The following is a 22,587-nucleotide window of genomic DNA, read 5'->3' as shown; positions in this document are numbered from 1 at the left end:
AATATGGAGGGTTTTGTCATTATTATGCCTTAGAAGCATCTAAAGATGCTTTTCTAAATTCTTTTAGCAGTTTTTCAAGTTCTAAAGAGGTTTTACGAGCTCTTGTTCCTGCTGCTTTGTTTCCTTTGTCTGCCTGTAATTCAGCATCTACTTTTAACGCTTCAAATGAAGCATTGATTTTTTCGATTAGTTCTTTCATTATGATAATGGATTAAATTGTGATGCAAAAATAAAAAAATATGCTTAAAGCATTTTCATAGAGATTTCCCTACTTTGTAATTTAGTAAATGTATTTTTTTAAGATTAAAGCTCCACAATGTCCCCCAAACCCAAAGCTGTTGCTCAAGGCATAATTCACCGTTTTTGAAAACGCCTTACTACCTAAGGACAGATTTAATTCTTTTGGTATATTTTCATCAATTTCGGTCGTATTTATAGTTGGTGGAATTAAATCGGTTTTTACGCTTAAACAAGTTGAAATGGCTTCAATAGCACCTGTACCTCCCAATAAATGCCCAGTCATAGATTTTGAAGCACTTACCTGAATTTTATCAAGGTTTGATGAAAATAATTTCTCAATCGCTTTAATTTCTGATAAATCACCAAGTCCAGTCGATGTCGCATGTGCATTAACATAATCAATATTATTTGGATTTAAGTTGGCTTCTTTTATACCTTCCCTCATGGCCAAAAATGCCCCAGTTCCTTCGGGATGCGTTCCCGTAATGTGATAGGCATCTGAACTTTCTCCACCACCTACAATTTCCGCGTAAATTTTAGCTCCTCTTTTTATTGCCGAGCCTAAGCTTTCGACAATCAAAGCCCCGGCTCCTTCACCGACCACAAATCCATCACGGCTTGTATCAAAAGGCCTTGAAGCAGTACCGAAATTTTCATTATTGGTCGACATGGCCTTCATCGCGTTGAACCCGCCAATGGAAGATGCTGTTATGGGAGCTTCAGAACCGCCCGTAATAACGATATCCGCTTTGCCTAAACGGATGTAATTAAATGCCTGAATAATGCTTTGTGTAGAAGAAGCACAAGCGGTAACAGGGCAATAATTAACTCCCCTTAATCCGTAATTGATAGAAATTATACCAGACAAGCCATTAGAAATGATCTTGGTAATAAAAAATGGATTAAACTTTGGTTGAAAATTACCTTTTGCATAATCGATGACTTCATGCTCGAACGTTTCAAAGCCACCAATTCCACTGGAAAAAATGACACCTATCCGGTTTACATTCAATTTCGAAAAATCTAATTCTGCATCTTTTACAGCTTCATCTACGCAAATAAGTCCGTACTGCGTAAATCTGTCCATTTTTCTTGCTTCTTTCCGATCGAAGTAATCTAAAGCCTCATAATTCTTGATTTCACATGCAAATTTTGTCTTGAAATTTGTTGTGTCAAAACGCGTTATTTTGTCGGCACCAGAGTCTCCGTTAAGCAAGTTGTTCCAATATTCCATTGTGTTTTTTCCAATAGGAGTAATTGCTCCTAATCCTGTGATAACTACTCTTTCCATTTTTTTAATATTTACGCATATACCTACCGGTATATGCTTGTTCAAATTTTTTTATTTAAATTTTCAGACTATTAATTTCAGACTGTAAAAAATCGATGCTTTCCATCAATATTTCTGGTTTTTCAAGTGTTTTTGCTAGCAAAATACTTCCTTCAATCAGAGCAATTAACCGATATGCAAAAACACTCGCATCCAAATTTTTTATTTCATTTTTATTGGCACCATCTTCCAGTATGGAGACAATGGTCTTGTGCCAACTTTGGATTGATTTAGTGACCTCCATTTTTAGCAAATCATTTCCATCATCTGCGTCAACGGATGTATTCAAGATGGCACAACCTCCGTTTTGGAATATTGGCTTAAATTCCGTTTTGTAATGACCTAAGAATGCAATCATTTTTTCGGCTGAATGCTCTATTTGATTTATTTTGCCGAGTATTTTTTCAGATTGGAATTTGTAATTGTATCTAAAAGCTTCTACAGCAACCTCATTTTTGTCTTTGAAGTTTCCATAAATACTACCTTTTGTCAAGCCTGTTGCATCAGTCAAATCGGATAAATACGTCCCTGTATATCCCTTTTTGTTGAAAATTGAAGCTGTTTTTTCAATAATGTATTGTCGTGTTTTTTCTGATCTTACCATATTGCAAATATACCGTACGGTATTTGATTGTGCAAATTCATTATAATTTTTTTAATAGACTATTTGTCTCTTAAAATCTGGAACCTCTCAGATGATTGAAATTCTCGTTGCATATTACGCCAAATCCTACCTCTCAAAGCCAAATCCTACCACTTCTATAAAAACTTTGCCTTACTGCTCTAATTTTAGGATTTACGCAAAAATTCTAAATAAAATTTACCATGAGTACACTGCAAAAAGACTTGTCGTATTTCAGACTACGACTGCAAGAACACCTTAACAGCAGCTTCCCCGAAAAAGCAAGCGACCAGAAATTTATTGACCAACGATCTTCATGGGCAGCAAATGCTTATGAAGGAGCATTTCTTTCGGGCAACGCTATAGAGCAATGTAGTGAAATTGCCAATTACATATTATTTGAAGGCTTACATTTCTCCCGTTTCGACACCATTTTTCAAGTGGTTTGCAATGAGTTTGATGCTTTAATGGCAGATGAAGAATTGAAACCATTTGCCCTAAAAATGTTTCCCGTCTGTGAATCTGTTTTCTTGAAATATGAATTAACCGATGATTTCGCATACTGTCATGAGTTTGATGAGCTCTACACAGAAATAACCGGTACCATTTCAATCTGGATAGAGGAAAATGGGCTTCAGTAAACGTCTTCATCTCCAACAGAATATTGAAGCCTTACGTACTGCTTTTAAATTGGAGAAGGAACAGCGGCAAGCTACCGCAGGCGAAAGACTGCTAATGATGCATTATAGCGGATTTGGTGGTCTAAAGTTCGTATTGAACCCTATCTCCAGTGAAGTAGATATCAATCATTGGCGAAAAAACGAACATGATCTTTTTCCAATTACACAGGAATTACACCAACTATTAATGGAGAATTCCGTTGATGATAAACAGTACAGAAAATATGTGGACAGTATGAAAAGCTCTGTCCTAACAGCATTTTACACACCACCACAGGTTATAGATGCTATCTCATTTGCTCTGAAAGATAGTGGACTTAAAATACAGAATTTTCTGGAACCATCAGCAGGTATTGGTGCATTCATACAATCTTTTGCAGATAACGAAGAGACTAGGGTTACTGCCTATGAAAAAGATGTATTAACCGGGAAGATACTAAAACACCTCTATCCAGAAAGTAATATCCGTGTAAGTGGCTTTGAGGAAATTTCCGAAAAAGAACAGAACAGCTATGATGTAATCGCAAGTAATATTCCGTTTGGAGATACTGCTGTATTTGATTTATCCTATTCCCGAAGTAAAGATTATGCAAAAGTACAAGCAGCCAGAAGTATTCATAACTATTTCTTTTTGAAAGGGAATGATATGCTTCGGGAAGGAGGTTTACAGTTTTTCATTACCTCGCAAGGAGTATTAAATAGTCCTAAGAATGAGCCGATACGTAGAGCATTAATGGAAAACAACAATTTGGTGTCAGCTATCCGATTGCCAAATAACTTATTTACAGAGTATGCAGGCACAGAAGTAGGCTCTGATTTGATAATCCTACAAAAGAATACAATTAAGCAAAGCTTATCTGAAGCAGAAGAACTGTTTTGCCAAAGTCAACAGACTGTATACAATACACCAGGGAATGCATTATTTTATAATAACAGCAGGATTGTACATACTGAAAGTAAATTAGATACTGACCCTTACGGACAGCCCGCTTTGATCTATAAACACAATGATGGTGTAAATGGAATTGCTAAAGACCTAACACAAATGCTTTCTAAAGACTTTGGTAGGAATTTAAACTTAGCTTTATACAAAGGTGAACGAAATGAGGAGCCGGCAATAGAAATTCCCGTTACACCAATTTTTACACCTCCTATAATTGAATCAGCAATTACCCAACAGGAACAACAAAGAATTTCACCGCCACAAGAACTAAAACAGCTGAGTATTTTTGACTTATTTGGCAATGATGATGAGTCTATAACAGTAATTGCACCACCAAAGAAAACAGCCCAAAGTCAAAAGAAAAAGTTTAACAGAAACCGTACTCCGATTGGAAAGCAAACCAATCTTTTCAGTGGTGGTATGCAACAACCCTATGTACAGCCTGTTAACAATGAATCTATAAGTAAACCTAAAAACAATGAGCCAAGAGAGCTAATCGGAGATTTATTTTCGCAGGTAAACGAAAAAGATACTGTTGATAAGCTAGTTCTAAAAAACACACTTCCAGAGCCTGCTTTGTATAGTCAGGAAATACAAGCATTTCACCGTAATGACTGCCTTGTGGTAAACAATGGCTGGGTTGGTCATTTACAAAATGTTGACAAAGTTGACAAAACAGGTATATTCCATCCTTTGCAATTGACTTCTTCACAGAAAGCAAGAGCTGAAGCCTATATTGCTATAAGGGATACCTACATAGATCTTTATCAAAAGGAAGCAGAGAAACAAACCGAACATAACTCAGAAAGAGAAACCCTTAACTATTTGTATGATGCTTTTGTAAGAAAGTATGGTAACCTGAATAGTGCTGATAATATTAAGCTTATTAAAACGGATAGTGCGGGGAAAGAAGTACCGTATCTGGAACGTACAATTGGTGGAGTGATACATAAAGCCGATGTATTTAGTCATCCTGTTAGTTTTTCCATCTCTACACTGGCAACGGACAATCCAGAAGAAGCATTAGCAGCTTCATTAAACAAATACGGAACTGTAGATCTGGAATACATGTCTGAAATCAGCAGTATGTCTGCCGATGCTCTTAAAGAAGCCTTGAATGACCGTATTTATTACAATCCGTTAGCTAATGAATACGAAATAGCGGAACGTTGGATTGCAGGAAATGTGGTTGAAAAGGCACACGAACTTAGAAGCCATGTTGAAAATAATCCTGAGGATAAAGAAGCTGCACGAAGCTTAACTATATTGGAAGAATCCCGACCAAGAAGAATAGAGTTTGAAGAACTTGATTTTAATTTAGGTGAGCGATGGATACCGTCCGGAATCTACGCACGCTTTGCCTCACATCTTTTCGACACAGAAGTAAGAATACACTATTCAGATAGTTCAGATGATTTTTCCGTAACCTCTAAACAGGGCAATCAACATATTTGGGAAAAATATGCCGTAAAATCGGAAAGCAGAACATTTGATGGAATTGCGTTACTGAAACACGCTTTAGTAAACACGACACCCGATATTACTAAAAAAGTTACGATTGGAGATCAAGAGGTTAAAGTAAGGGATATGGAAGCCATACAAATGGCAAACAGTAAAATTGATGAAATAAGAACAGCCTTTACTGAATGGCTCCATGCTCAAAACGATGAGTTCAAAACACGACTTACAGATCAATATAATGATAAGTTCAATTGTTTTGTCCGCCCCAATTATGATGGAAGCCATCAGGATTTTCCTGGTCTGGATCGCAAGGCTTTGGGCATAAATGATCTTTATGGAAGTCAAAAGGATACCGTTTGGATGATTAAGCTGAATAACGGAGCCATCTGCGACCATGAAGTCGGTGCAGGAAAAACTTTAGTAATGTGTACAGCGGCACAGGAAATGAAACGACTGGGTTTGGCTCATAAGCCAATGATCATTGGTTTGAAAAGCAATGTTCATGAGATTGCAGAAGCCTATCGTACTGCATATCCGCATGCTAAAATCCTGTTTCCAGGGAAAGATGATTTTACACCTCAAAAACGCTTGCGAATCTTTGGCGATATAAAAAACAATGATTGGGATTGCGTGATATTGACGCATGATCAGTTTGGAATGATACCGCAATCGCCCGAAGTACAAAAGGAAATTCTTGAAATTGAACTGGATAATGTAGAACGAAATCTTGATGCTATGCAATCGCAAGGTGCTGAAGTAACAAGAGGTATGCTTGCAGGAGCTATCAAAAGGAAAGAAAACCTCGAAGTAAAACTTAAAACGCTGCAACACGATATTGAGAATAGAAAAGATGATATTGTAGATTTTAAAATGATGGGTATAGATCATCTGTTTATCGACGAAAGCCACCAGTTTAAGAACTTGATGTTTAATACCCGACATAGTCGTGTAGCAGGATTGGGAAATGTAGATGGTAGTCAGAAAGCCCTGAACTTATTGTTTGCTATACGTACTATTCAGGATCGTACCAATGCCGACATGGGAGCTACCTTTCTTTCGGGAACCACCATCAGTAACTCTTTAACGGAGTTGTATCTGTTATTCAAATATCTTAGACCAAGGGCATTAGAAAAACAAGGTATAAACTGTTTTGATGCATGGGCGGCTATTTATGCAAGAAAAACTACGGATTATGAATTTTCTGTAGCCAATAATATTGTGGCAAAGGAACGATTTCGTTATTTTATTAAAGTACCGGAGCTAGCTCAGTTCTATTCTGAAATTACAGATTATCGCACAGCAAAGGATATAGGGATTGACCGACCGGAGAAAAAGGAAATACTGTACAATATTCCACCTACACCAGACCAGGCAAAATTTATACAAAACCTGATGCAGTTTGCAAAATCCGGGGATGCTACCTTGCTTGGAAGACCGCCATTATCTAAAACGGAAGAAAAAGCAAAAATGCTCATTGCAACAGACTACGCACGTAAAATGTCGCTGGATATGCGTATGGTGAGTGGTGCTTATTATGATCATCCTGATAACAAGGCTTCGCACTGTGCCGATAATATCGCCAAATATTACCAAAAGTTTAATGCACAAAAAGGAACACAATTCGTTTTTTCTGATTTGGGGACCTACAAGTCCGGAGAGTGGAACGTGTATTCTGAAATCAAGAAAAAACTGGTAGAAACACATGGTATTCCTGCTCACGAAGTCCGTTTCATACAGGAAGCTAAAACAGATAATCAACGTAAGGAGCTGATTAAGGGAATGAATGAAGGTAAAATTCGGGTACTATTTGGCTCTACAAGTATGCTTGGAACAGGAGTCAACGCACAGAAGAGAGCTGTAGCTATACATCATTTAGATACACCCTGGAGACCTAGTGATCTTGCCCAAAGAGATGGTCGGGCAATTCGTAAAGGCAATGAAATAGCCAAGCATTTTGCCGATAATAAAGTGGATGTGGTCATCTATGCCGTAGAAAAATCACTGGACAGTTATAAGTTTAATCTATTGTTCAACAAACAACTATTCATAGACCAGCTAAAATCAAATAATCTCGGTAAGAGAACTATTGATGAAGGAAGTATGGATGAAAAGTCAGGAATGAATTTTTCTGAATACGTAGCAATTCTATCAGGAAATACTGACCTTTTAGACAAGGCGAAAGTAGAAAAGCAAATTGCAGGCTTGGAAAGTGAGAAACAGGCATTTAATAGGTCAAAATATAGTGCTAAATATAAACTTGAAGATTTCACAGCAGAGCTTAACAAAGCTCAGTCGCGACATGATCGTATGAGTCTTGATTGGAGTAATCTGCAACAACGTATTCAAAAGAACCAGGATGGTACGATTGTAAACGCTATTCAGCTCACAGGTCTTCCTGCTACTGCTACCATCAAGCAAATAGGTACTAACCTTAATGAATTAACAGATAAATCCCGAACAGGTGGAGATTATGAAGAAATCGGAAGTTTATATGGTTTTCAATTATTGGTAAAAACCGAAATGTCAGAAAAAGATGGAGTCGATATTCGAGTGAACCGTTTTTTTGTACAAGGCGAAGGAAATATAAAATATACATTCAATAATGGAATAATGGCGAAAGAGCCGGAAACTGCCTCAATGAATTTTTTGCGGGCACTGGAAAAACTACCATCCTATATCGCTAAAGAGCAAGAAAATATAACTGATTTTCAAAAAGATATTCCAATACTTCAGGGAGTAGTGGATGGTATATGGACAAAAGAATGTCGACTGAGCGAGCTTAAAACCGAACTTGCCGCAATCGACCGTAAGATTCAACTATCCATTACACCCCAATCAAATAAACAGGAAGATACTCAAAATGAGGCTAAGCTACCAGAATTAACTGCTTCAATGACAAAAAATATAAGTACTAAAAATACATTTTAGCGTAAATATAAATAAACTCTCACTTATCGTCCTGTTCATCCATTTTTTTGCTTAAAACATCTCTAAGAGAGTCTAGAAACTTGGTTTTGTTGATTTTCCTATTACGTAGTTCTAAATAAGTATGATAAAAATCACCGATATCTACATTAAACATTCTTGAAAACACTCTTGAGATCTGTTTGATATCAGCATGACCATAATCCAATACCCCCTGAGCTTGCAAGGCATAAATAAGTTCAACTAATGCAGCTTTACTTCCTGTCCAGTTCAAAGAATAGTGTGGACTTTTTGCACTTGAAATGTTTGAAAGCCCAAAAATTCTGTCTTCAATATATAGTTGGATAAGATCATTTGCTAAAATTTTTGCAACTTTATAATCATGGCTAGTACAGAATCTATGATCTGTCTCAAAATAATAACTATCTAAGCTTAGTTTGATATCATATTTCCCTCGCAAAAAATATTTATCATCTAGGTAAGTACTATTTGTTCTGTAATATTTGTAAAACTCAAGATTATTATCAAAATATAGCTTCAATTTTGTAATCTCATTTTTTAGATACTTTTTCGTTACCTTATCTCCACCATAAGGGATTTTAGCCTCAATCTTATAAATACCGTTGTAATAAATCAACTTAGCAACAAACTGCGGTTTTATCTTCTTAAAAAAGCAGATTTCTTCATTAGCATCTTTAAAACCCTTTTCAATGATAAACTCCTTTACCTCGTTGAGTTTTTTTTGTGCAATTTCAATTGCGTCTTCTGCAAGCAACATTGTTTTATCACATGATAAATCATTTAGGTGGTCATTTAGCTGCTGTAATTTTTCATAACAGTATTTTTTCATCTATTAAATTGTTGCGATTTTTGAGTTATGAAACTTAATATGATATTTATCCAATAGGCAATAGTCTACTAATGTTTTATACTCAACAGTTATTATCCTGTCTTAAAGACAGCAAATCATCTTCAAATTTTTTAGCATGTTCATATCCTATTTGATATATTTCATCCATATGTTTTGTGTCGAAAGTTGAAAACTTTCGAAGTTCTCCCGGCTGTATAAAGACGTCGCAGTAATTTGCTCCTTCTTTATCTATTTTTGAAGTAATTATTCGGATAATGCGGTCCATGATTTCACCATATCCCATATGTCCCCTTGCAATCTCAATAGAATTTACATCCACTCCAACACTCTTTCCGCATGTTGCATTTATGTGTTCAACAGGAAAATTATTTAGTATACCTCCATCGCATAATATAGTATCATTATGATAATTGACGGGGACAAAGACCATAGGGAAACAACATGAAGATTTAATTGCCAAACTTAGGCAGCCCTGATTGAACACCAACGACCGAGCATTACTCAAATCAGTAACAGAAACATATAATGGGACTTTGAGCTGCTCAAAACTGTTATGAGGGATATATTTGGTAATAATCCTTTCAAATATATCTGGACTGAACATTCCTCCATTACCTCGAAATAAATCTGTGTAATTGAAAAACTTTTCTGTTTTTGCAAATTTGAAAATCTCTGCAGGACTGTAGCCTTCCGCAATAAAGGCACCAATAAGTGCACCTGCGCTTGCACCTGAAATAGCATCAAATGAGATTCCTAACTCTTCCATACATTGGAGAACACCAAGGTGAGCTATTCCTCTAAACCCACCTCCTGAAAGTGTAATCCCAATTTTATTATTTACTATCATTATTCAATTCCCCTTCCTACTTATAGATTATAATTATTCGACATTATTAGTGTCTCTAGTCCGTAATTTTTGAGACTTTATCTGACTTAGGAATTACATTATAAATACCTTATACTCCCTGCTAGGTGTCGGTGGAACTAACATTGTTTTAACCCACGAGGGATCTAGCGCTTTGCCTTCACTGTCTAGGAAAGAGTTCGTAATTATTCTTGCCAAGTCTTCAGGATTGCCACCGATTAACGGCTTACCCTCAAAATAGAGCTCGTTATGTAGCTGAAAAAAAATATCTACAACCTGCTCCACAGAACAGTTGATCTTTATTTTTTTAGAATTTACTTTATCCATAATCTTTTATTTTTTGTTACTAAGAGCTTTTACTGACGTTCCGTCATCTTTTTTGATTGCTCAAATTCGTTCGAAAACCTAAAGCGATATTGGTACCACCAAGCTTACTGTCAAAGACATGAGAACGCCGTAGAGCATTGAAATGCTGTAATTCGATATACAATGCAAATTTTTTATTAACACGATATGATGCAAAACCACCCAATCTATAAGTCTCGTAAGCTTTTGTTTCCGAGCGCGTATTGATACTGGCAACACTTCCCTGAACCTCGGTAAAAGGGCTTGTGAGCCATAATAAACCAAACCCAGTAAAACCCCCAATTTCAATTCTGTCACCAATAACTGTATTTGATCCGATATCTACGAACGCACCGATTAAAGAGCGATTCCCCTTGTTTATAACGGAAAATCCATCGACTGATCTACTATTTGTAAAACTGTAAAGTGATATCTCATATACGGCTCTGAAGAATATACTCTTGTTGTACCGATATTGGAAGCCAGTCATCGTTCTTATACCAATATTACTATGCTTCATAAAATCTGAACGCGGGATGCTGAGTCCAAATGAAGTAGTAATCTCTATTTTATCTCTATAGCTGTTACTTATGGTGTCTTGAGAAAATACGTAGTTGCTAAAAAAAAACAAAAAAGCAATTATTATACAACACCTATTATTAGATGGGATCATTTTCCCAATGATTTAAATTATTACATACAATCATTTGACATTTAAAATTTATATTACTAAGTCTATAATTTCGTCCAAATTTCACTATGCCAAATAAATCCCCATTTAAGCTTAAATGTCAAACTCTTTCCATCACCATCACTGATAATCCACATACTTTGATATTCTTTATCGTCGTTTAGGTCAATTGAAGTTCCTTTATATTCACCTTTTGATGTTTCAAGTATGTTCTTAGCCACTACTTTTCCATTATTTAACTTTTCTTTCTGTTTGGGAGCTTCTAATTGTTTGATATTAAAACCTTTTCCTACTTTGTAGACTTCGACTATCATTTTATCTTTTGAAAGCCACTTTCCTGTAAATTTATCTTCCTTATTCTGCCCATAAGCTGAGCAGATAAGAAATAGAAATGCTGTCAAAAATATTACTGTAAAATTTACGCTCTTTTGCATGTTTTCATTTTTATTGATTAGTGAACCATTTAAAATTTATTAATATACCTAGTTTTCTTTGGTGTTCTTACTGAATAAGTTCTTGAACCACTGCTTGATTTTACCCCAATATTCTTTTCCAAGAAGTGCAATAGCTGATACAAAAAATACCTCGCCGACAATAACCACCGTTGTTGTCACAATTGCCTTATTAGGGATATCAGTAAATGGTATTATGGGTGCACCAACCCAGCATATGAGCGTGATGCCAAAGAATATAAAACCAAGTGTCTTTTTAAAATTGCTTTTATCCATTGTTGTATAATTTATCTTCCGGTTTCTCTAAGATAGAGGTATCTAGCAACTAGAAATCCCGTGTATGCTTCTGTGTACTGATCTCTGCTCTGTTGTAATAGTGACTGGGCATCAATAAGATCGCTTAATATGCTTAGCCCATTCTGATATTGGTCTTTATTTATTCGCACATTTTCCTCAGCTGTCTCAATGGCCTGTTTGGCCAATAGTAACTTATTGTAATTTTCATTTAATTTGTTCCAATAACTTTGGAACATCACAAATAGCTTTTGATCAGTATCTTTTTTCTCGTATTCTGCCCTGTCTATCTGAGTTTGCTTTTTACGGAGATTGTAAGAACCGCCCCACCAGTCTGAAATGGGAAGGGTTAAAGTTGCATGAACCATAGTAGACGGATTTCTATTTTTAAAAATATCATTGTATTGGTAATATCCAGCTCCAACACCAAAGTATGGAAGCAATTTACCACGTTCTATTTTCTTTTCCAGTTGTTTAGCTTCAATGTTTTTACTTAGGAGCTTGTGCATATTCGTATTTGTTACGGCCTGGTTATGATCCACAAGGAGAGTAACGGGATTGGAAATATACTCTTGATCCTTGGTTTCTATTTCGAATTGACCACCATCTACATTCATTAACTGTGCAAGCTGAATTTTTAATAAACTGATACCGTTTTCTAGTTCTACACTAGCTGTCTTTATCTCGTTCTGTTTCAACTGTACCTGCAATAAATCGTTTCTATTTGTAACGCCTGCATCTACAGCAACTTTAACGTCGCTGAAAAGATTATCAGCTAGATTTTTCATTACATCAATAGTTTTGCGTTTCTCATATAGGGATACTAATGTCCAATAGTATTGTTCTACGTTTACTAGTAAATTCTTTTCAGCTTCCTGAGTCTGATATTTACTGACATCTTCGCCTAACTCTGCTAATTTATTTCCATAATAAATCTGTCCTCCTGTAAAAACGGGCTGTTCTAAAGATATACCTAGCATATAGCCATTTTTCCTGTCCCTTACATTGGGCATTCCCGGAAAACTTGAACCAAGCATGTTTATCATTTCTGCGGATTCTTTGCCAATCATTCCTTCTTTAAGATGATAACCTAATCCGAAGGCACTTACTTTTGGAAAATAATTGGTAAAAGCTTCCTTTTTAGTTAAAGATGCTTCCTCCATAGACAAACGATCAGCTTTTAGCGCATTGTTATTCTTTAACGTGAGTTCTTTGCACTGTTCCAGCGTATATGTAGTCTGTGCTGAAGCAGCACTTGTAGCCAAAAAAAGAAGGGCAAAAAATATATAGTGAAGAGATTTCATTATTTTACGATTTTAGTATCCTGTTTTCTGTAAACGAGCCAATAAGAAACAGGCAGGATTGTTAATATAAAGACCATGGAGAATAGTGCTCCGAAACAGATGATAGCTGCCATTGGTCCCCAGAGAGGGCTTCCAACAACCAACATCGTAATTACACCAACTGAAGCGGCTACCGAAGTCAATACAATTGGCCTCATCCTTCTTTTTCCAGCTTCCAATGCAGCTTCTTTTACTGTCATTTTCTCGTTTTTTCTAAGCTTATCAGCATAGTCAAAAAGGATAATACCATTCCTCATTACAATACCGATTAGACATACGAATCCCAGAACTGAAGTCATTCCGAATTCAAATCCGGTTACCCATATTCCAAATGCGGCACCGAAAAAACAGAGTACGGTTGATGCCAGCGTCAGGTTGGCCAGACTGATTTTCTTGTAGTGAAAAACAAGTACAAAATAGATGATGAATATGGCTATCAACAGAGCAATAAGCGTTTGCGGAACTGACTCTTCATTTGATTCTGAAACACCACCATATTTAACTTCAACATTCTTATAGTCATCTTTTTTAAGAAGGGAATCTACCAAGGTACTTACCTTAGGAAATATATCATTTGGATTTACATTTCGCTTAAGATCGGCAAGTACAGACATCGTATAAATGCCATTGCGTGTGTTTATCTGTCCATCTCTCCAAGCAGGCGAAACTTCGGCAACTTGATTCAACGGTACAGATACACCAGCCATGTTTGGCACATATATATCACCTAAACGATTAAGTTGCCTTAGGCTGTCTACTTCACCTCTCAACGTGATATTCATCTTGTAGTCATCCTCCCAAACATTTGTTATATCAAAGCCTTTATTAATCACACCAAGTTCCTGTGCCACAGAATTGTTAGAGATTCCCTGACGATTAGCAAGTTGTTGGTCTATATTTATCTGTACCGACGACGATGGATTTTCTGCATCGTTATGTACCCAAAGGAATTCATCCATTTTAGATAAATCACGGATCAGCTCTTTAGACATGGATTTCAATGTGGTTTCATCGGCACCTGTCAATCTTACTTCTATAGGATAGCGTACTACCTCATTATCTAGCTGCTTAAAGAAAACATAAGCTCTCGGGAAATGAAAGGCATATTTGTCTGCATATTCATTCAGTATTTCTTCTGTAGCTTTATTTGATTTGGTGTTAACAATAAATTGAGCGTAGTTTTTCGAAGGCATATTGGGTGAATAACCTGAATGGAAACGAGGGGAGCTTGCTCCGATAAAAGAAGTAATGGATAGTACCCTATCATCTTTTTTCAAGACTTTTTCCAGACTGTCAGCCACTTTTTCGGTTTGAACCAAAGAATTGCCCTGTGGAAGATAAATTTCTACTGCAAATAGATCACGTTCAGCAATAGGCATCATTCTCATCTTGGCATTTCCCAGCATTAACATAGCCAACACCACAGAAGTAATTAAGATAGATAGGGTTAATACCGGACGTTTAAAGAATACCGGAAGAAGCTTATCATAACCTGACTGAATTCGGTCAAGAAAACTTTTCTTGGTGTCTTCCTTATCTTTATGCAAACCTTTTTTTATCAGGATATACTGCATAAAAGGAATGATAAACAAGGCTACTGCAAGAGAAACAAAGAGTGTGATTGTAAGCGTCCACGGGTAAGAAAACATAAAGTCTTTATTCGGTCCTTTCAGTGTGATAAGAAAGGGGAAGAACGTAACGCTAATGATAAGTGTTGCAGAAACCAGAGATTTGAAATACTCTCCCGCACCTGCAATTGATGCATGCCAGCGGGACATGCCCTCATCAAGATGCTCAATGTAGCTATCTACTATAACGATACAGTCATCTACGATAAGACCGAGTACAACTATGAGTGCTGCAAACGTAACAACATTTAATTCGAAACCTGCTGCATACATAATTCCCAATGAGATAAAAATCGTAATGGGAATAGAAGTAGCTGCTACTGCTGCAACACGTACGGGCATAAAAAATACAGTAACAAGTACAACCGAGATTATGGCTATAAGCATCTCGATCAGAAACTCATCGACTGATTTTTGTACAACTTTTGATTGATCGACAATGGTACTGATTTTAACATCGGAAGGAAGTTTGGCTCCTTCCTCTAAAAGGATGGAGTTTAATTCCTTTCCGAAACGGGTAATATCATTCCCTGTCTGCATTTCGACAGACATCAACAAGCACTTTTTTCCGTTATTCTTGATAAAATTATCTGGTGTAGGATATTCTCTCACAATATTCGCTACATCCTTTAACCGAAGTATATCCGTTTGTCCATCACCCCTGATAATTTGATTGGCAATGTTCTGTTCGGTCTGATTCGCAGTATTTAGATAGATTGGGACTGACATATCTCCGTTATCTATATCACCTGCATACCCTTTCAGTCCTTGTGTATAGAGTACTTCTCCGATTTCCTGAACCTGAATGCCATTTTTTGCCATTTTTCCTTTATCTAGATAGATGGCTATCCTTTCTTTCTGCTCTCCTGATTTTGTCAACTTTGAAACTTCGGGTACCTGTCTTAGTCTCGATTCTATTTTCTCCAAATAGCCTTCAAGCTGTCGGTAAGTTTTACTTTCGGACTCGACTGAAAACAGTAAAGCTGAAGTTTCACCGAACTCTGAATCTACTACCAGCGCCAATACCTCGGGAGGCAGTTCCTGTTTAAGTTCATTTAAGCCGTGTCTTATTTTTGCCCATACCTCATCCTTGTTTTTTACATAATCATTCAAGGTAATGTAAACGTAAACAATACCGTCTTTAGACTGTGAATAGGTAGCCTTTCTTTTTACTTCTTTATATTTGAAAAGATGTTCTTCCAAAGGTTTGGTCAGTTGTTTTGCGACCTGTTCTGAATTAGCTCCGGGGTATATTCCCGCAATAATCCCCTGATTTATATTTACAGTTGGATATTCCTGTTTGGGCATATAGAGAAGCCCACCAATTCCCGCTAGTAGAAGTAACGCCGTTACTAAAAAGACAACTTTATGGTAACGCATAGCCCATGCTACTGCTTTAATATTATTTGCCATTTCTTATAGTTCAAGTTTTTAGTTAACGATAACTTTAGATCCTTCAAAGATTTTTTGAAAACCTTCGGTAACAATCCGGTCTCCTTCTCCAATACCTTCTAAGACAACCACGCCATCTGAAGTCAGTTCTCCTATTTTCACTGTTTGTTTTGACACAGTATTGTCTTTACTGACCTTCCACACATACCGTTCATTCCTTGCAGAAATTTGAATTACAGAAATTGGAAGTGAATAGCCTGTCAAGTTATCCGATTTAAATGTAATGTTACAGTCCATCCCCGGAAGCAGTTCGTCGCTGCCATTTAGAATATCTACCTTAACCGTATATGCTCTGGAATATGGATTGGCCACAACTCCCTTCTCGATAATTTTTCCGGTATAAGTCTTATCCAGTGTCTTTAAGTAGATATTTGCATCATCACCGATTTTCAACTCTTTTATATCATTCTCGGGAACAGAAACTTTAACCCGTATTTTTTCTACTTTAAGTACTGTAAAAACCGGCATACCAGCAGCTACATTTGCACCCAGATCAATACCCTTGGTCCCGATTACTCCACTGTAAGGGGCATAGAGGTTACAGTCTTCTACATCCTTTAGAGCAAGAGACTCTGCAGCTTCTGCCTGTTCAAGAATAGATTGAGCTTCAATAATCTTGATCTCAGGTAAACTCTTGTTATCATAAATAATCTTAAGTCTCTGATAGGCATCCTTAGCTTGCTTTTTCTGGGACTTTGCTACCTCATAAGCCTTTTGGTAACGGCCTTTATCCAAAGTTGCTAAGAGTTGACCTGCATTGACCTTACTTCCTTCGGAAACAAGTATCTGCTTTACATTTCCAGCAACCTGAAAACTTAGCTGGGTCTGCGCAGACTCTTCGACGGAACCGATATACTTTCTCTGTCCGTCAATATCATTCAGTGCAATCAATACTGCCTTTACTGGAATCTGCTGTTCATTTTGGATTTCCTTTTCTTTGTTCTTACAGCTTGTAATGAGAAAAAGGATAAAAGAGGCGATTGCTAAATAGTTTCTAATTTTCATACCGATTAATTCAATATTTTAACATTGCAAAGTTCCGTTCTACAGCATATATTAAAAAGGTCACACATTCCTAATTTATAGTCAGATGGTACTATTTTTGGAATAATAGACGGATAAATTGAAAAAAATGGTTTATTTGTCTTAAAAGATAATGTGATGATGAAACAAAAAACTATTTACACCTTGGAAGTTTCACACCTGAATTTGGCGGATGATAATCTGAGGAACGATTTTGCGATATCAGATACAAGTGAAGATATTATTGGAATAACGCTCGAACATCCGGTAAAGATTAATTCCTTACTTGTTGGTATATGTATAAAAGGGAACGGTAATATGAAAGTCAACTTAAAATCTGTTCCGCTATCTGAAAGAGACGTCATAGCACTCTCTCCCGGCACTATCATCCAATATGTGCCAGAAGAAATAAGCAGTGATTTTATGATGAAATATATGTCAATATCTCTTGAGTTCGTCGCTGCTTTCGATGCTTCATATCTCTATCCCGATGCAAGACAGACGTCTTATTTTAAAGCCGATATTGAAGAATATAATATATTATTAAAGCTTTATGATAATCTGCTTGAAAAATATAATCGGAAAGATAATTTGTTCAGAAGACAGATCATACAGCATTCATTATTGTCAGGCATGTACGAGTTTGCGCTGATTGAAAAAAACCATACATATTTAAATACCGAAGGCCTGACAAAAAAGGAAAAACTAGTTTGGGAGTTCTATCAGCTCTTATTTAAACACTACAAGAATGAAAAAGACACATTGTTCTATGCCGAAAAGCTATTATTATCGACCAAATACTTATCGACGATCATAAAACAACAGACAGGAAAGACGGTCAACGAATGGGTCTTTGAATATATTATAGCGGAAGCAAAGGCTCTTATTAAATCTTCAAAAATTACCATTAAAGAATTGGCAGAACATTTTAACTATGCTGATGCCACATCATTTGGTAAATTCTTCAAAAAACAAGTAGGTATGACACCAAATGAATACAGAAAAAATTAATAAGGCTAATAGAAGGATATTAATAAAATGATAGTTGCCCCCCCAAATTGTGTTTTTAGTGGTCTATTACTATAGATAACCTAATTAAAAGAAAATGGAAAAAAAATGTATGATTATCGTGACAATTTTGCTTTTAGTAGTAATGGCTACTCCAATAAAAGCAATTGGGCAAATTGTTGTTGAGGAACAGTCAACTACTTACCTCTATAATGCAATAAAATCTGAAACAGATCCAATTAGCATTGAAAAAATGCTTGTTCAAATGGAAAAGCAGTCTGCATCGGAACCAAGAGATGCCATGATATTAGATGCTGGCCGATACATAGCCGCTAAAGCTTATGCCCACGCAGGAGATGCTCAGAAGGCAAACTACTGGATGAATAAGATTAATAATAAAAGTTGGAAGACAAGCAGTTTATCTACAGTTACTCGAGCTCTTATCGAAGCTGGGATGCTGAATGATGCTGAAGAACTTGTAAAGCCTTTTTTGGGTCAAACTGGATCAAACAACTTTCACTACGGTTTGATTCTCTATAAACGTAAGGAGTTTAAAGCTGCATTGGAGTATCTAAAGCCTAATAATGAAGACAAGTCTGATTTTTTAAGTGCAGATGCTGAAATTTATCCTTTCGCACTGATCGAAGCTGATAAACAGCTGGATGCTTTCAATGAAGTTAATAGATTACTGAAAATTTCGGCAAATAGAAGTGATAGATTCAAAGATGCTTCAAGAAAGTTATTTCAAAATAAATATGGTGACGAGATACGCTATGAATTTCTGCTCGATTCTATGGAAACTGTGGACCATAATAGCACATTGACAAAAATAGCAAAAATGGAGACTAACCAATTGGCTCCAGATTTTGAACTTAAAGATTTAAACGGAAAAAGCGTTTCGTTAAAAAGTCTAAAGGGTAAAATCGTTATCTTAGACTTTTGGGCTACTTGGTGCCAGCCTTGCATAGCCTCTTTCCCGGGTATGCAGAAGGCCGTAGATTACTACAAAAACGATGATAGCGTTGTTTTTATGTTTATTCATACCCAAGAAAAAAGCCCAAATGCTGCTGATGATGCTAAAAAGATGCTAATTGCAAGGGGAAACCGATTTGATGTTTACATGGATTTAAAGGACGAGGTTCTTGGAAAAAGCCCTGTTTCAGCTGCCTATAAAATTTCTGGACTTCCTGCTAAATTCTTTATTGACAAGAATGGTTTTATACGTTACAAAAACGTTGGTTATATAGGTGTGGATGAAGCTATACCTGAAATCAAAACCATTGTGGATAAATTAAAAGCGGAATAAGCAACACACAATTCACGCTGATATAGCGAAGTTAATGGGATTGAAATCGACAAAGATGTTCAATTGTTATTAGCATGTACGTATGACACCAAATTAATGTAAGTATTTCTAGTGATCAAATGTGTATAGGGTCTTGTATGCAATGTCTTTAAGTCAGAATCATTTTTAATAGGTCCTATTTAATTTTCAATAATACCAATAGAATTTTCACTTAATTAATCACCACTATCTATAAACAGTATGAGAATTTTAATTATAGAAGATGAAGACTTAAATGCTCGTCGCCTAAAAAGATTGTTAGAAGAATTGGAACCTAACTGTGAAATTTTGCAAATAATTGATACAGTTAAGGATGCAGTTTCCTGGTTAAATTTAAACAATTCACCAGATTTAATTACAATGGATATATGTTTGGCTGATGGGGTTAGTTTTTCCATATTCGATCAGTCAATTATTAAATGCCCGATAATATTTACAACTGCCTATGATGAATATACTTTTAGAGCATTTAGTAATAATAGTGTAAGTATAGAATACTTAATGAAACCCATTCAGAAGGACGAACTTGCTGCTAGCTTAAATAAAATTAAACTATACCTCGGAAAGGAGGATTTATTCCCTGTTTTTAATTCGAGAAATCTAAGAGGGGATTATAAATAATCACTTTGTGTATCGTAATTTTTTGCCTGATTGAAGTTGTTAAATATTTTAAAATATACCTCTTTTGTGTTCAGTATAAAAAAGTTTCTATTTTTTACAGATTTTGTATTTCCATCAGTCATAAAAATGAGGAATCACAAAAGAAATAGATTCGTCTAATGTCAAACCGTTTTCTATTAAAAAGGGAAAGAACAAAGTCATATAATAAAAATTTAAAAGCTACAGTAAATACCTCTATTTACTGTAGCTTGTTCTAAACAGAATAGTGCATCAATGATTCTAATAATTATTTATTCAGTATTATTAAAAGGTTGAAAAAAAGCTTAGTGAGCATTAACACTACTAAGAGAAGTGTAGTTTATCTATAGGTCTTTAAGTAAGTGCGTTAAATTAGAATCATTCTTGATTCGATCTATTTCATTTGCAATAATACCTATAACATCTTTCTTTACCTGCTTGTAATTAGCTTCAATTTGTTCTTTCATATTATCAGCTCCATGTGAATCGTTAAAAGATAAAATCTCTGGTATTTTTTTAAAAGCTTTGGTTTCGGCAGCAACTTTGTCGTTATCTACTACAATTTCAGAATGAAAAATCTTCTGTTCAATACGTTCGTCAAAATTGTCGGAAACAGCTCCCACGAACATTCCTTGTGTAAGTGTAGAAATCTTAGATGCAGGTATTAAGCTATCTAACTGTGTGGATATTGAAGTAGATTTATCATTCCTGTTAATTGTCAAGCTTTGACGTTTTTGCAACACTTTCCCGAAACGTTCCGAAAGATTTTTAGCAGTTTCTCCCACTACCTGACCACTAAAAATGTTACCGACAGTGTTCTGAATTACTTTAGCTTCTTTATCTCCATAATCACGGATTAATTGAGAATAGTCTTGAAAGCCTAAACATACTGCCACTTTATTACTTCTGGCCGTTGCAATCAGGTTATCCAATCCTCGAAAATAAATTGTCGGTAACTCATCGATGATGACAGAACTCTTTAACTGTCCTTTTTTATTAATGAGTTTCACAATTCTTGAATTATATAAACCCAATGCCGCTGAGTAAATATTTTGACGGTCTGGATTATTACCTACACATAAAATCTTAGGCTCCTTCGGATTGTTGATATCCAGAGAAAAGTCGTCACCGGTCATTACCCAATATAATTGTGGAGAAATCATTCTTGATAATGGGATTTTAGCAGAAGCAATCTGTCCTTGCAGTTGGTCTTGTGCTCCGCCCTGCCAAGCATCCATAAAGGGCGATAAATAATTTTCCAAATCAGGATAAGACGTCAGAATAGTGAATACATCAGAGTATTTTTTATTCAGTAATTCAATAGCGTGTGGAAAAGTGCAGTATTTGCCGCTGTCATAGATTTTCAGAAACCAGATGATTGCTGCCAGCAAAATAATTGGTGATTCAACGAAAAAATCCCCTTGCTTCTGGATCCAGCTTCTATTAAGATTCAACATAATCGTGTAAGCAGCTTCATAAGCATCAGAGATATCCGTCATAAAAACCGGGTTAAGTGGATTGCAACGATGACTTTTACGAGGATCATCAAAATTAATAACATAAAATTGAGGCTGTACCTTGTATTTATCTCGGTGTTTTAGTAAATGGTTATATGCAATAGTAGAAAGGTCGTCAAATTTAAAATCATAGATATACATTGAAAACCCTTTTTCTATATGCTGTCTAATATAATTATTTACAACTGCGTATGATTTGCCTGAACCTGGCGTGCCTAATACAATTGTTGCCCTGAAAGGATTCACTACGTTAATCCAGCCTTCATTCCACTTTCCCTTGTAATAAAATTTAGTAGGTAAGTTTACAGAATATTCGTTTTTCATCAGTTTGGTTTCTTGCTGAAAACTCTCATTCTCATTATTAAATACATCATCCATTAAATTCGTGCGGAGCAATCTGGTAATCCAGACACCCGCCTTCATCAAAGAAATGTAACCTAATGCTGTAGTAAAAATGTAGAGAGATGTACCTATAAAGGGAGACAGTTTTAGTAAAGGTGTATTGAGAAAAAACAGAATAAAACCAATTACCAAGGCGGTGTTTATTTTTGTCCATGTTATTTTTTCGTTCTTTACACCTTTGGTTCCAAGACAGCTTAATGCCAGCAATACCAATGCGAAAATTTTGGTGTAAAGGTTGTGAGCAAAAAGCCCCGCCGTTCGGTTAAAGTTGGCTAATATTTTGCCTATTATTTCTAATGTCCAGCCACGCTCCAAAAAGAAACCAAAGCAGAACCAGTAAAAGTGCATCAGTACAATGATGATACTGACCGCACGCATGAAAGCCATAATCTTGGCTAAACCTCTTAAATCGTCTTCTCCTTGCATAATTTGTAATGATTAAAATGACAGAGAGTGAATTTAGAGTCTGTTCGGGTTGGTTTTGGATAAACGGTAACCGATGGCGTTCGGT

The 22,587-nt window shown here is 36.0% G+C and carries 18 protein-coding genes; 5 read left to right on the top strand and 13 right to left on the bottom strand.

Going from position 1 to position 22,587, the window contains the following annotated elements; genetic code table 11:
* Positions 1-22: 22 nt before the first annotated feature.
* The 3 genes from B9Y69_RS00705 to B9Y69_RS00695 all read right to left on the bottom strand — a co-directional run bounded on the left by B9Y69_RS00705 (position 23) and on the right by B9Y69_RS00695 (position 2,174).
* Positions 23-199 carry a histone H1 gene (locus B9Y69_RS00705; protein WP_058699783.1) on the bottom strand — a complete coding sequence of 59 codons (177 nt, stop codon included), beginning with the start codon at positions 197-199 and terminating at the stop codon, positions 23-25.
* Positions 200-280: 81 nt separating this feature from the next.
* Positions 281-1,531 (bottom strand): beta-ketoacyl-ACP synthase II, encoded by a 1,251-nt coding sequence (fabF, locus tag B9Y69_RS00700; protein WP_058699782.1) that lies wholly within the window; start codon positions 1,529-1,531, stop codon positions 281-283.
* A gap of 55 nt (positions 1,532-1,586) precedes the next feature.
* Positions 1,587-2,174 (bottom strand): TetR/AcrR family transcriptional regulator, encoded by a 588-nt coding sequence (locus tag B9Y69_RS00695; RefSeq protein WP_058699781.1) that lies wholly within the window; start codon positions 2,172-2,174, stop codon positions 1,587-1,589.
* Between the two features lie 221 nt (positions 2,175-2,395).
* Here B9Y69_RS00695 and B9Y69_RS00690 point away from each other — a divergent pair, with 221 nt between their 5' ends.
* Both B9Y69_RS00690 and B9Y69_RS00685 read left to right on the top strand, forming a co-directional pair.
* Positions 2,396-2,833 (top strand): DUF1896 domain-containing protein, encoded by a 438-nt coding sequence (locus B9Y69_RS00690; RefSeq protein ID WP_058699780.1) that lies wholly within the window; start codon positions 2,396-2,398, stop codon positions 2,831-2,833.
* The gene (locus tag B9Y69_RS00685) at positions 2,820-8,204 is read left to right on the top strand and encodes an N-6 DNA methylase (protein WP_058699779.1); all 5,385 of its coding nucleotides are present in this window, start codon (positions 2,820-2,822) and stop codon (positions 8,202-8,204) included. Before B9Y69_RS00690 ends, B9Y69_RS00685 begins: the two co-directional genes overlap by 14 nt.
* Positions 8,205-8,223: 19 nt before the next feature.
* On the opposite strand, the gene B9Y69_RS00680 is transcribed toward B9Y69_RS00685, so the two are convergent.
* From B9Y69_RS00680 to B9Y69_RS00640, 9 genes are all read right to left on the bottom strand, one after another.
* Positions 8,224-9,051, bottom strand: a complete 828-nt coding sequence (locus B9Y69_RS00680; RefSeq protein ID WP_058699778.1) for an RteC domain-containing protein — start codon at positions 9,049-9,051, stop codon at positions 8,224-8,226.
* 82 nt (positions 9,052-9,133) lie between these two features.
* The gene (locus B9Y69_RS00675) at positions 9,134-9,919 is read right to left on the bottom strand and encodes a patatin-like phospholipase family protein (protein ID WP_058699777.1); all 786 of its coding nucleotides are present in this window, start codon (positions 9,917-9,919) and stop codon (positions 9,134-9,136) included.
* Between the two features lie 93 nt (positions 9,920-10,012).
* Positions 10,013-10,264: a hypothetical protein gene (locus tag B9Y69_RS00670; RefSeq protein WP_058699776.1), complete on the bottom strand. Its 252-nt coding sequence runs from the start codon at positions 10,262-10,264 to the stop codon at positions 10,013-10,015.
* Positions 10,265-10,307: 43 nt separating this feature from the next.
* Positions 10,308-10,802, bottom strand: coding sequence for a hypothetical protein (locus tag B9Y69_RS00665; protein ID WP_058699775.1), 495 nt, complete (start codon positions 10,800-10,802; stop codon positions 10,308-10,310).
* A 215-nt stretch (positions 10,803-11,017) separates the two neighbouring features.
* Positions 11,018-11,407: a DUF2147 domain-containing protein gene (locus B9Y69_RS00660; protein WP_058699774.1), complete on the bottom strand. Its 390-nt coding sequence runs from the start codon at positions 11,405-11,407 to the stop codon at positions 11,018-11,020.
* Positions 11,408-11,455: 48 nt separating this feature from the next.
* A complete protein-coding gene (locus B9Y69_RS00655) occupies positions 11,456-11,701 on the bottom strand; it encodes a transporter suffix domain-containing protein (protein ID WP_058699773.1) in 246 nt (81 codons plus the stop codon).
* Positions 11,702-11,712: 11 nt separating this feature from the next.
* Positions 11,713-13,023: a TolC family protein gene (locus B9Y69_RS00650; RefSeq protein ID WP_058699772.1), complete on the bottom strand. Its 1,311-nt coding sequence runs from the start codon at positions 13,021-13,023 to the stop codon at positions 11,713-11,715.
* Entirely contained in the window at positions 13,023-16,103 is a 3,081-nt protein-coding gene (locus B9Y69_RS00645) for an efflux RND transporter permease subunit (protein ID WP_058699771.1), read from the bottom strand. The genes B9Y69_RS00650 and B9Y69_RS00645 overlap by 1 nt, the downstream gene beginning before the upstream one ends.
* 18 nt (positions 16,104-16,121) lie before the next feature.
* A complete protein-coding gene (locus B9Y69_RS00640; protein ID WP_058699770.1) occupies positions 16,122-17,147 on the bottom strand; it encodes an efflux RND transporter periplasmic adaptor subunit in 1,026 nt (341 codons plus the stop codon).
* A 156-nt stretch (positions 17,148-17,303) separates the two neighbouring features.
* On the opposite strand from B9Y69_RS00640, the gene B9Y69_RS00635 reads away from it, so the two are divergent.
* The 3 genes from B9Y69_RS00635 (at position 17,304) to B9Y69_RS00625 (ending at position 20,139) form a co-directional block, all read left to right on the top strand.
* Positions 17,304-18,176, top strand: coding sequence for a helix-turn-helix domain-containing protein (locus tag B9Y69_RS00635; protein ID WP_058699769.1), 873 nt, complete (start codon positions 17,304-17,306; stop codon positions 18,174-18,176).
* 94 nt (positions 18,177-18,270) lie between these two features.
* Positions 18,271-19,479: a TlpA family protein disulfide reductase gene (locus B9Y69_RS00630; RefSeq protein WP_058699768.1), complete on the top strand. Its 1,209-nt coding sequence runs from the start codon at positions 18,271-18,273 to the stop codon at positions 19,477-19,479.
* 240 nt (positions 19,480-19,719) lie between these two features.
* The gene (locus B9Y69_RS00625) at positions 19,720-20,139 is read left to right on the top strand and encodes a LytR/AlgR family response regulator transcription factor (protein WP_058699767.1); all 420 of its coding nucleotides are present in this window, start codon (positions 19,720-19,722) and stop codon (positions 20,137-20,139) included.
* 362 nt (positions 20,140-20,501) lie between these two features.
* On the opposite strand, the gene mobC is transcribed toward B9Y69_RS00625, so the two are convergent.
* A complete protein-coding gene (gene mobC, locus B9Y69_RS00620; protein ID WP_058699766.1) occupies positions 20,502-22,502 on the bottom strand; it encodes a conjugal transfer protein MobC in 2,001 nt (666 codons plus the stop codon).
* Positions 22,503-22,587 lie beyond the last annotated feature (85 nt).

This window comes from Sphingobacterium psychroaquaticum (genome assembly GCF_900177625.1).
GTDB classification, from domain to species: domain Bacteria; phylum Bacteroidota; class Bacteroidia; order Sphingobacteriales; family Sphingobacteriaceae; genus Sphingobacterium; species Sphingobacterium psychroaquaticum.
Note: the sequence above shows the minus strand (reverse complement) of the source record. Positions and strands in the feature narration are given on the sequence as shown.

What these genes read in the sequence shown, in the direction of transcription:
- B9Y69_RS00650 (WP_058699772.1), bottom strand. Translation starts at nt 13,023, where the DNA reads ATGAAATCTCTTCACTATATATTTTTTGCCCTTCTTTTTTTGGCTACA.
- B9Y69_RS00655 (WP_058699773.1), bottom strand. Translation starts at nt 11,701, where the DNA reads ATGGATAAAAGCAATTTTAAAAAGACACTTGGTTTTATATTCTTTGGC.
- B9Y69_RS00685 (WP_058699779.1), top strand. Translation starts at nt 2,820, where the DNA reads ATGGGCTTCAGTAAACGTCTTCATCTCCAACAGAATATTGAAGCCTTA.
- B9Y69_RS00665 (WP_058699775.1), bottom strand. Translation starts at nt 10,802, where the DNA reads ATGAAGCATAGTAATATTGGTATAAGAACGATGACTGGCTTCCAATAT.
- B9Y69_RS00675 (WP_058699777.1), bottom strand. Translation starts at nt 9,919, where the DNA reads ATGATAGTAAATAATAAAATTGGGATTACACTTTCAGGAGGTGGGTTT.
- B9Y69_RS00645 (WP_058699771.1), bottom strand. Translation starts at nt 16,103, where the DNA reads ATGGCAAATAATATTAAAGCAGTAGCATGGGCTATGCGTTACCATAAA.
- B9Y69_RS00625 (WP_058699767.1), top strand. Translation starts at nt 19,720, where the DNA reads ATGAGAATTTTAATTATAGAAGATGAAGACTTAAATGCTCGTCGCCTA.
- B9Y69_RS00690 (WP_058699780.1), top strand. Translation starts at nt 2,396, where the DNA reads ATGAGTACACTGCAAAAAGACTTGTCGTATTTCAGACTACGACTGCAA.
- B9Y69_RS00635 (WP_058699769.1), top strand. Translation starts at nt 17,304, where the DNA reads ATGATGAAACAAAAAACTATTTACACCTTGGAAGTTTCACACCTGAAT.
- B9Y69_RS00695 (WP_058699781.1), bottom strand. Translation starts at nt 2,174, where the DNA reads ATGGTAAGATCAGAAAAAACACGACAATACATTATTGAAAAAACAGCT.
- B9Y69_RS00630 (WP_058699768.1), top strand. Translation starts at nt 18,271, where the DNA reads ATGGAAAAAAAATGTATGATTATCGTGACAATTTTGCTTTTAGTAGTA.
- B9Y69_RS00670 (WP_058699776.1), bottom strand. Translation starts at nt 10,264, where the DNA reads ATGGATAAAGTAAATTCTAAAAAAATAAAGATCAACTGTTCTGTGGAG.
- mobC (WP_058699766.1), bottom strand. Translation starts at nt 22,502, where the DNA reads ATGCAAGGAGAAGACGATTTAAGAGGTTTAGCCAAGATTATGGCTTTC.
- B9Y69_RS00640 (WP_058699770.1), bottom strand. Translation starts at nt 17,147, where the DNA reads ATGAAAATTAGAAACTATTTAGCAATCGCCTCTTTTATCCTTTTTCTC.
- B9Y69_RS00705 (WP_058699783.1), bottom strand. Translation starts at nt 199, where the DNA reads ATGAAAGAACTAATCGAAAAAATCAATGCTTCATTTGAAGCGTTAAAA.
- fabF (WP_058699782.1), bottom strand. Translation starts at nt 1,531, where the DNA reads ATGGAAAGAGTAGTTATCACAGGATTAGGAGCAATTACTCCTATTGGA.
- B9Y69_RS00680 (WP_058699778.1), bottom strand. Translation starts at nt 9,051, where the DNA reads ATGAAAAAATACTGTTATGAAAAATTACAGCAGCTAAATGACCACCTA.
- B9Y69_RS00660 (WP_058699774.1), bottom strand. Translation starts at nt 11,407, where the DNA reads ATGCAAAAGAGCGTAAATTTTACAGTAATATTTTTGACAGCATTTCTA.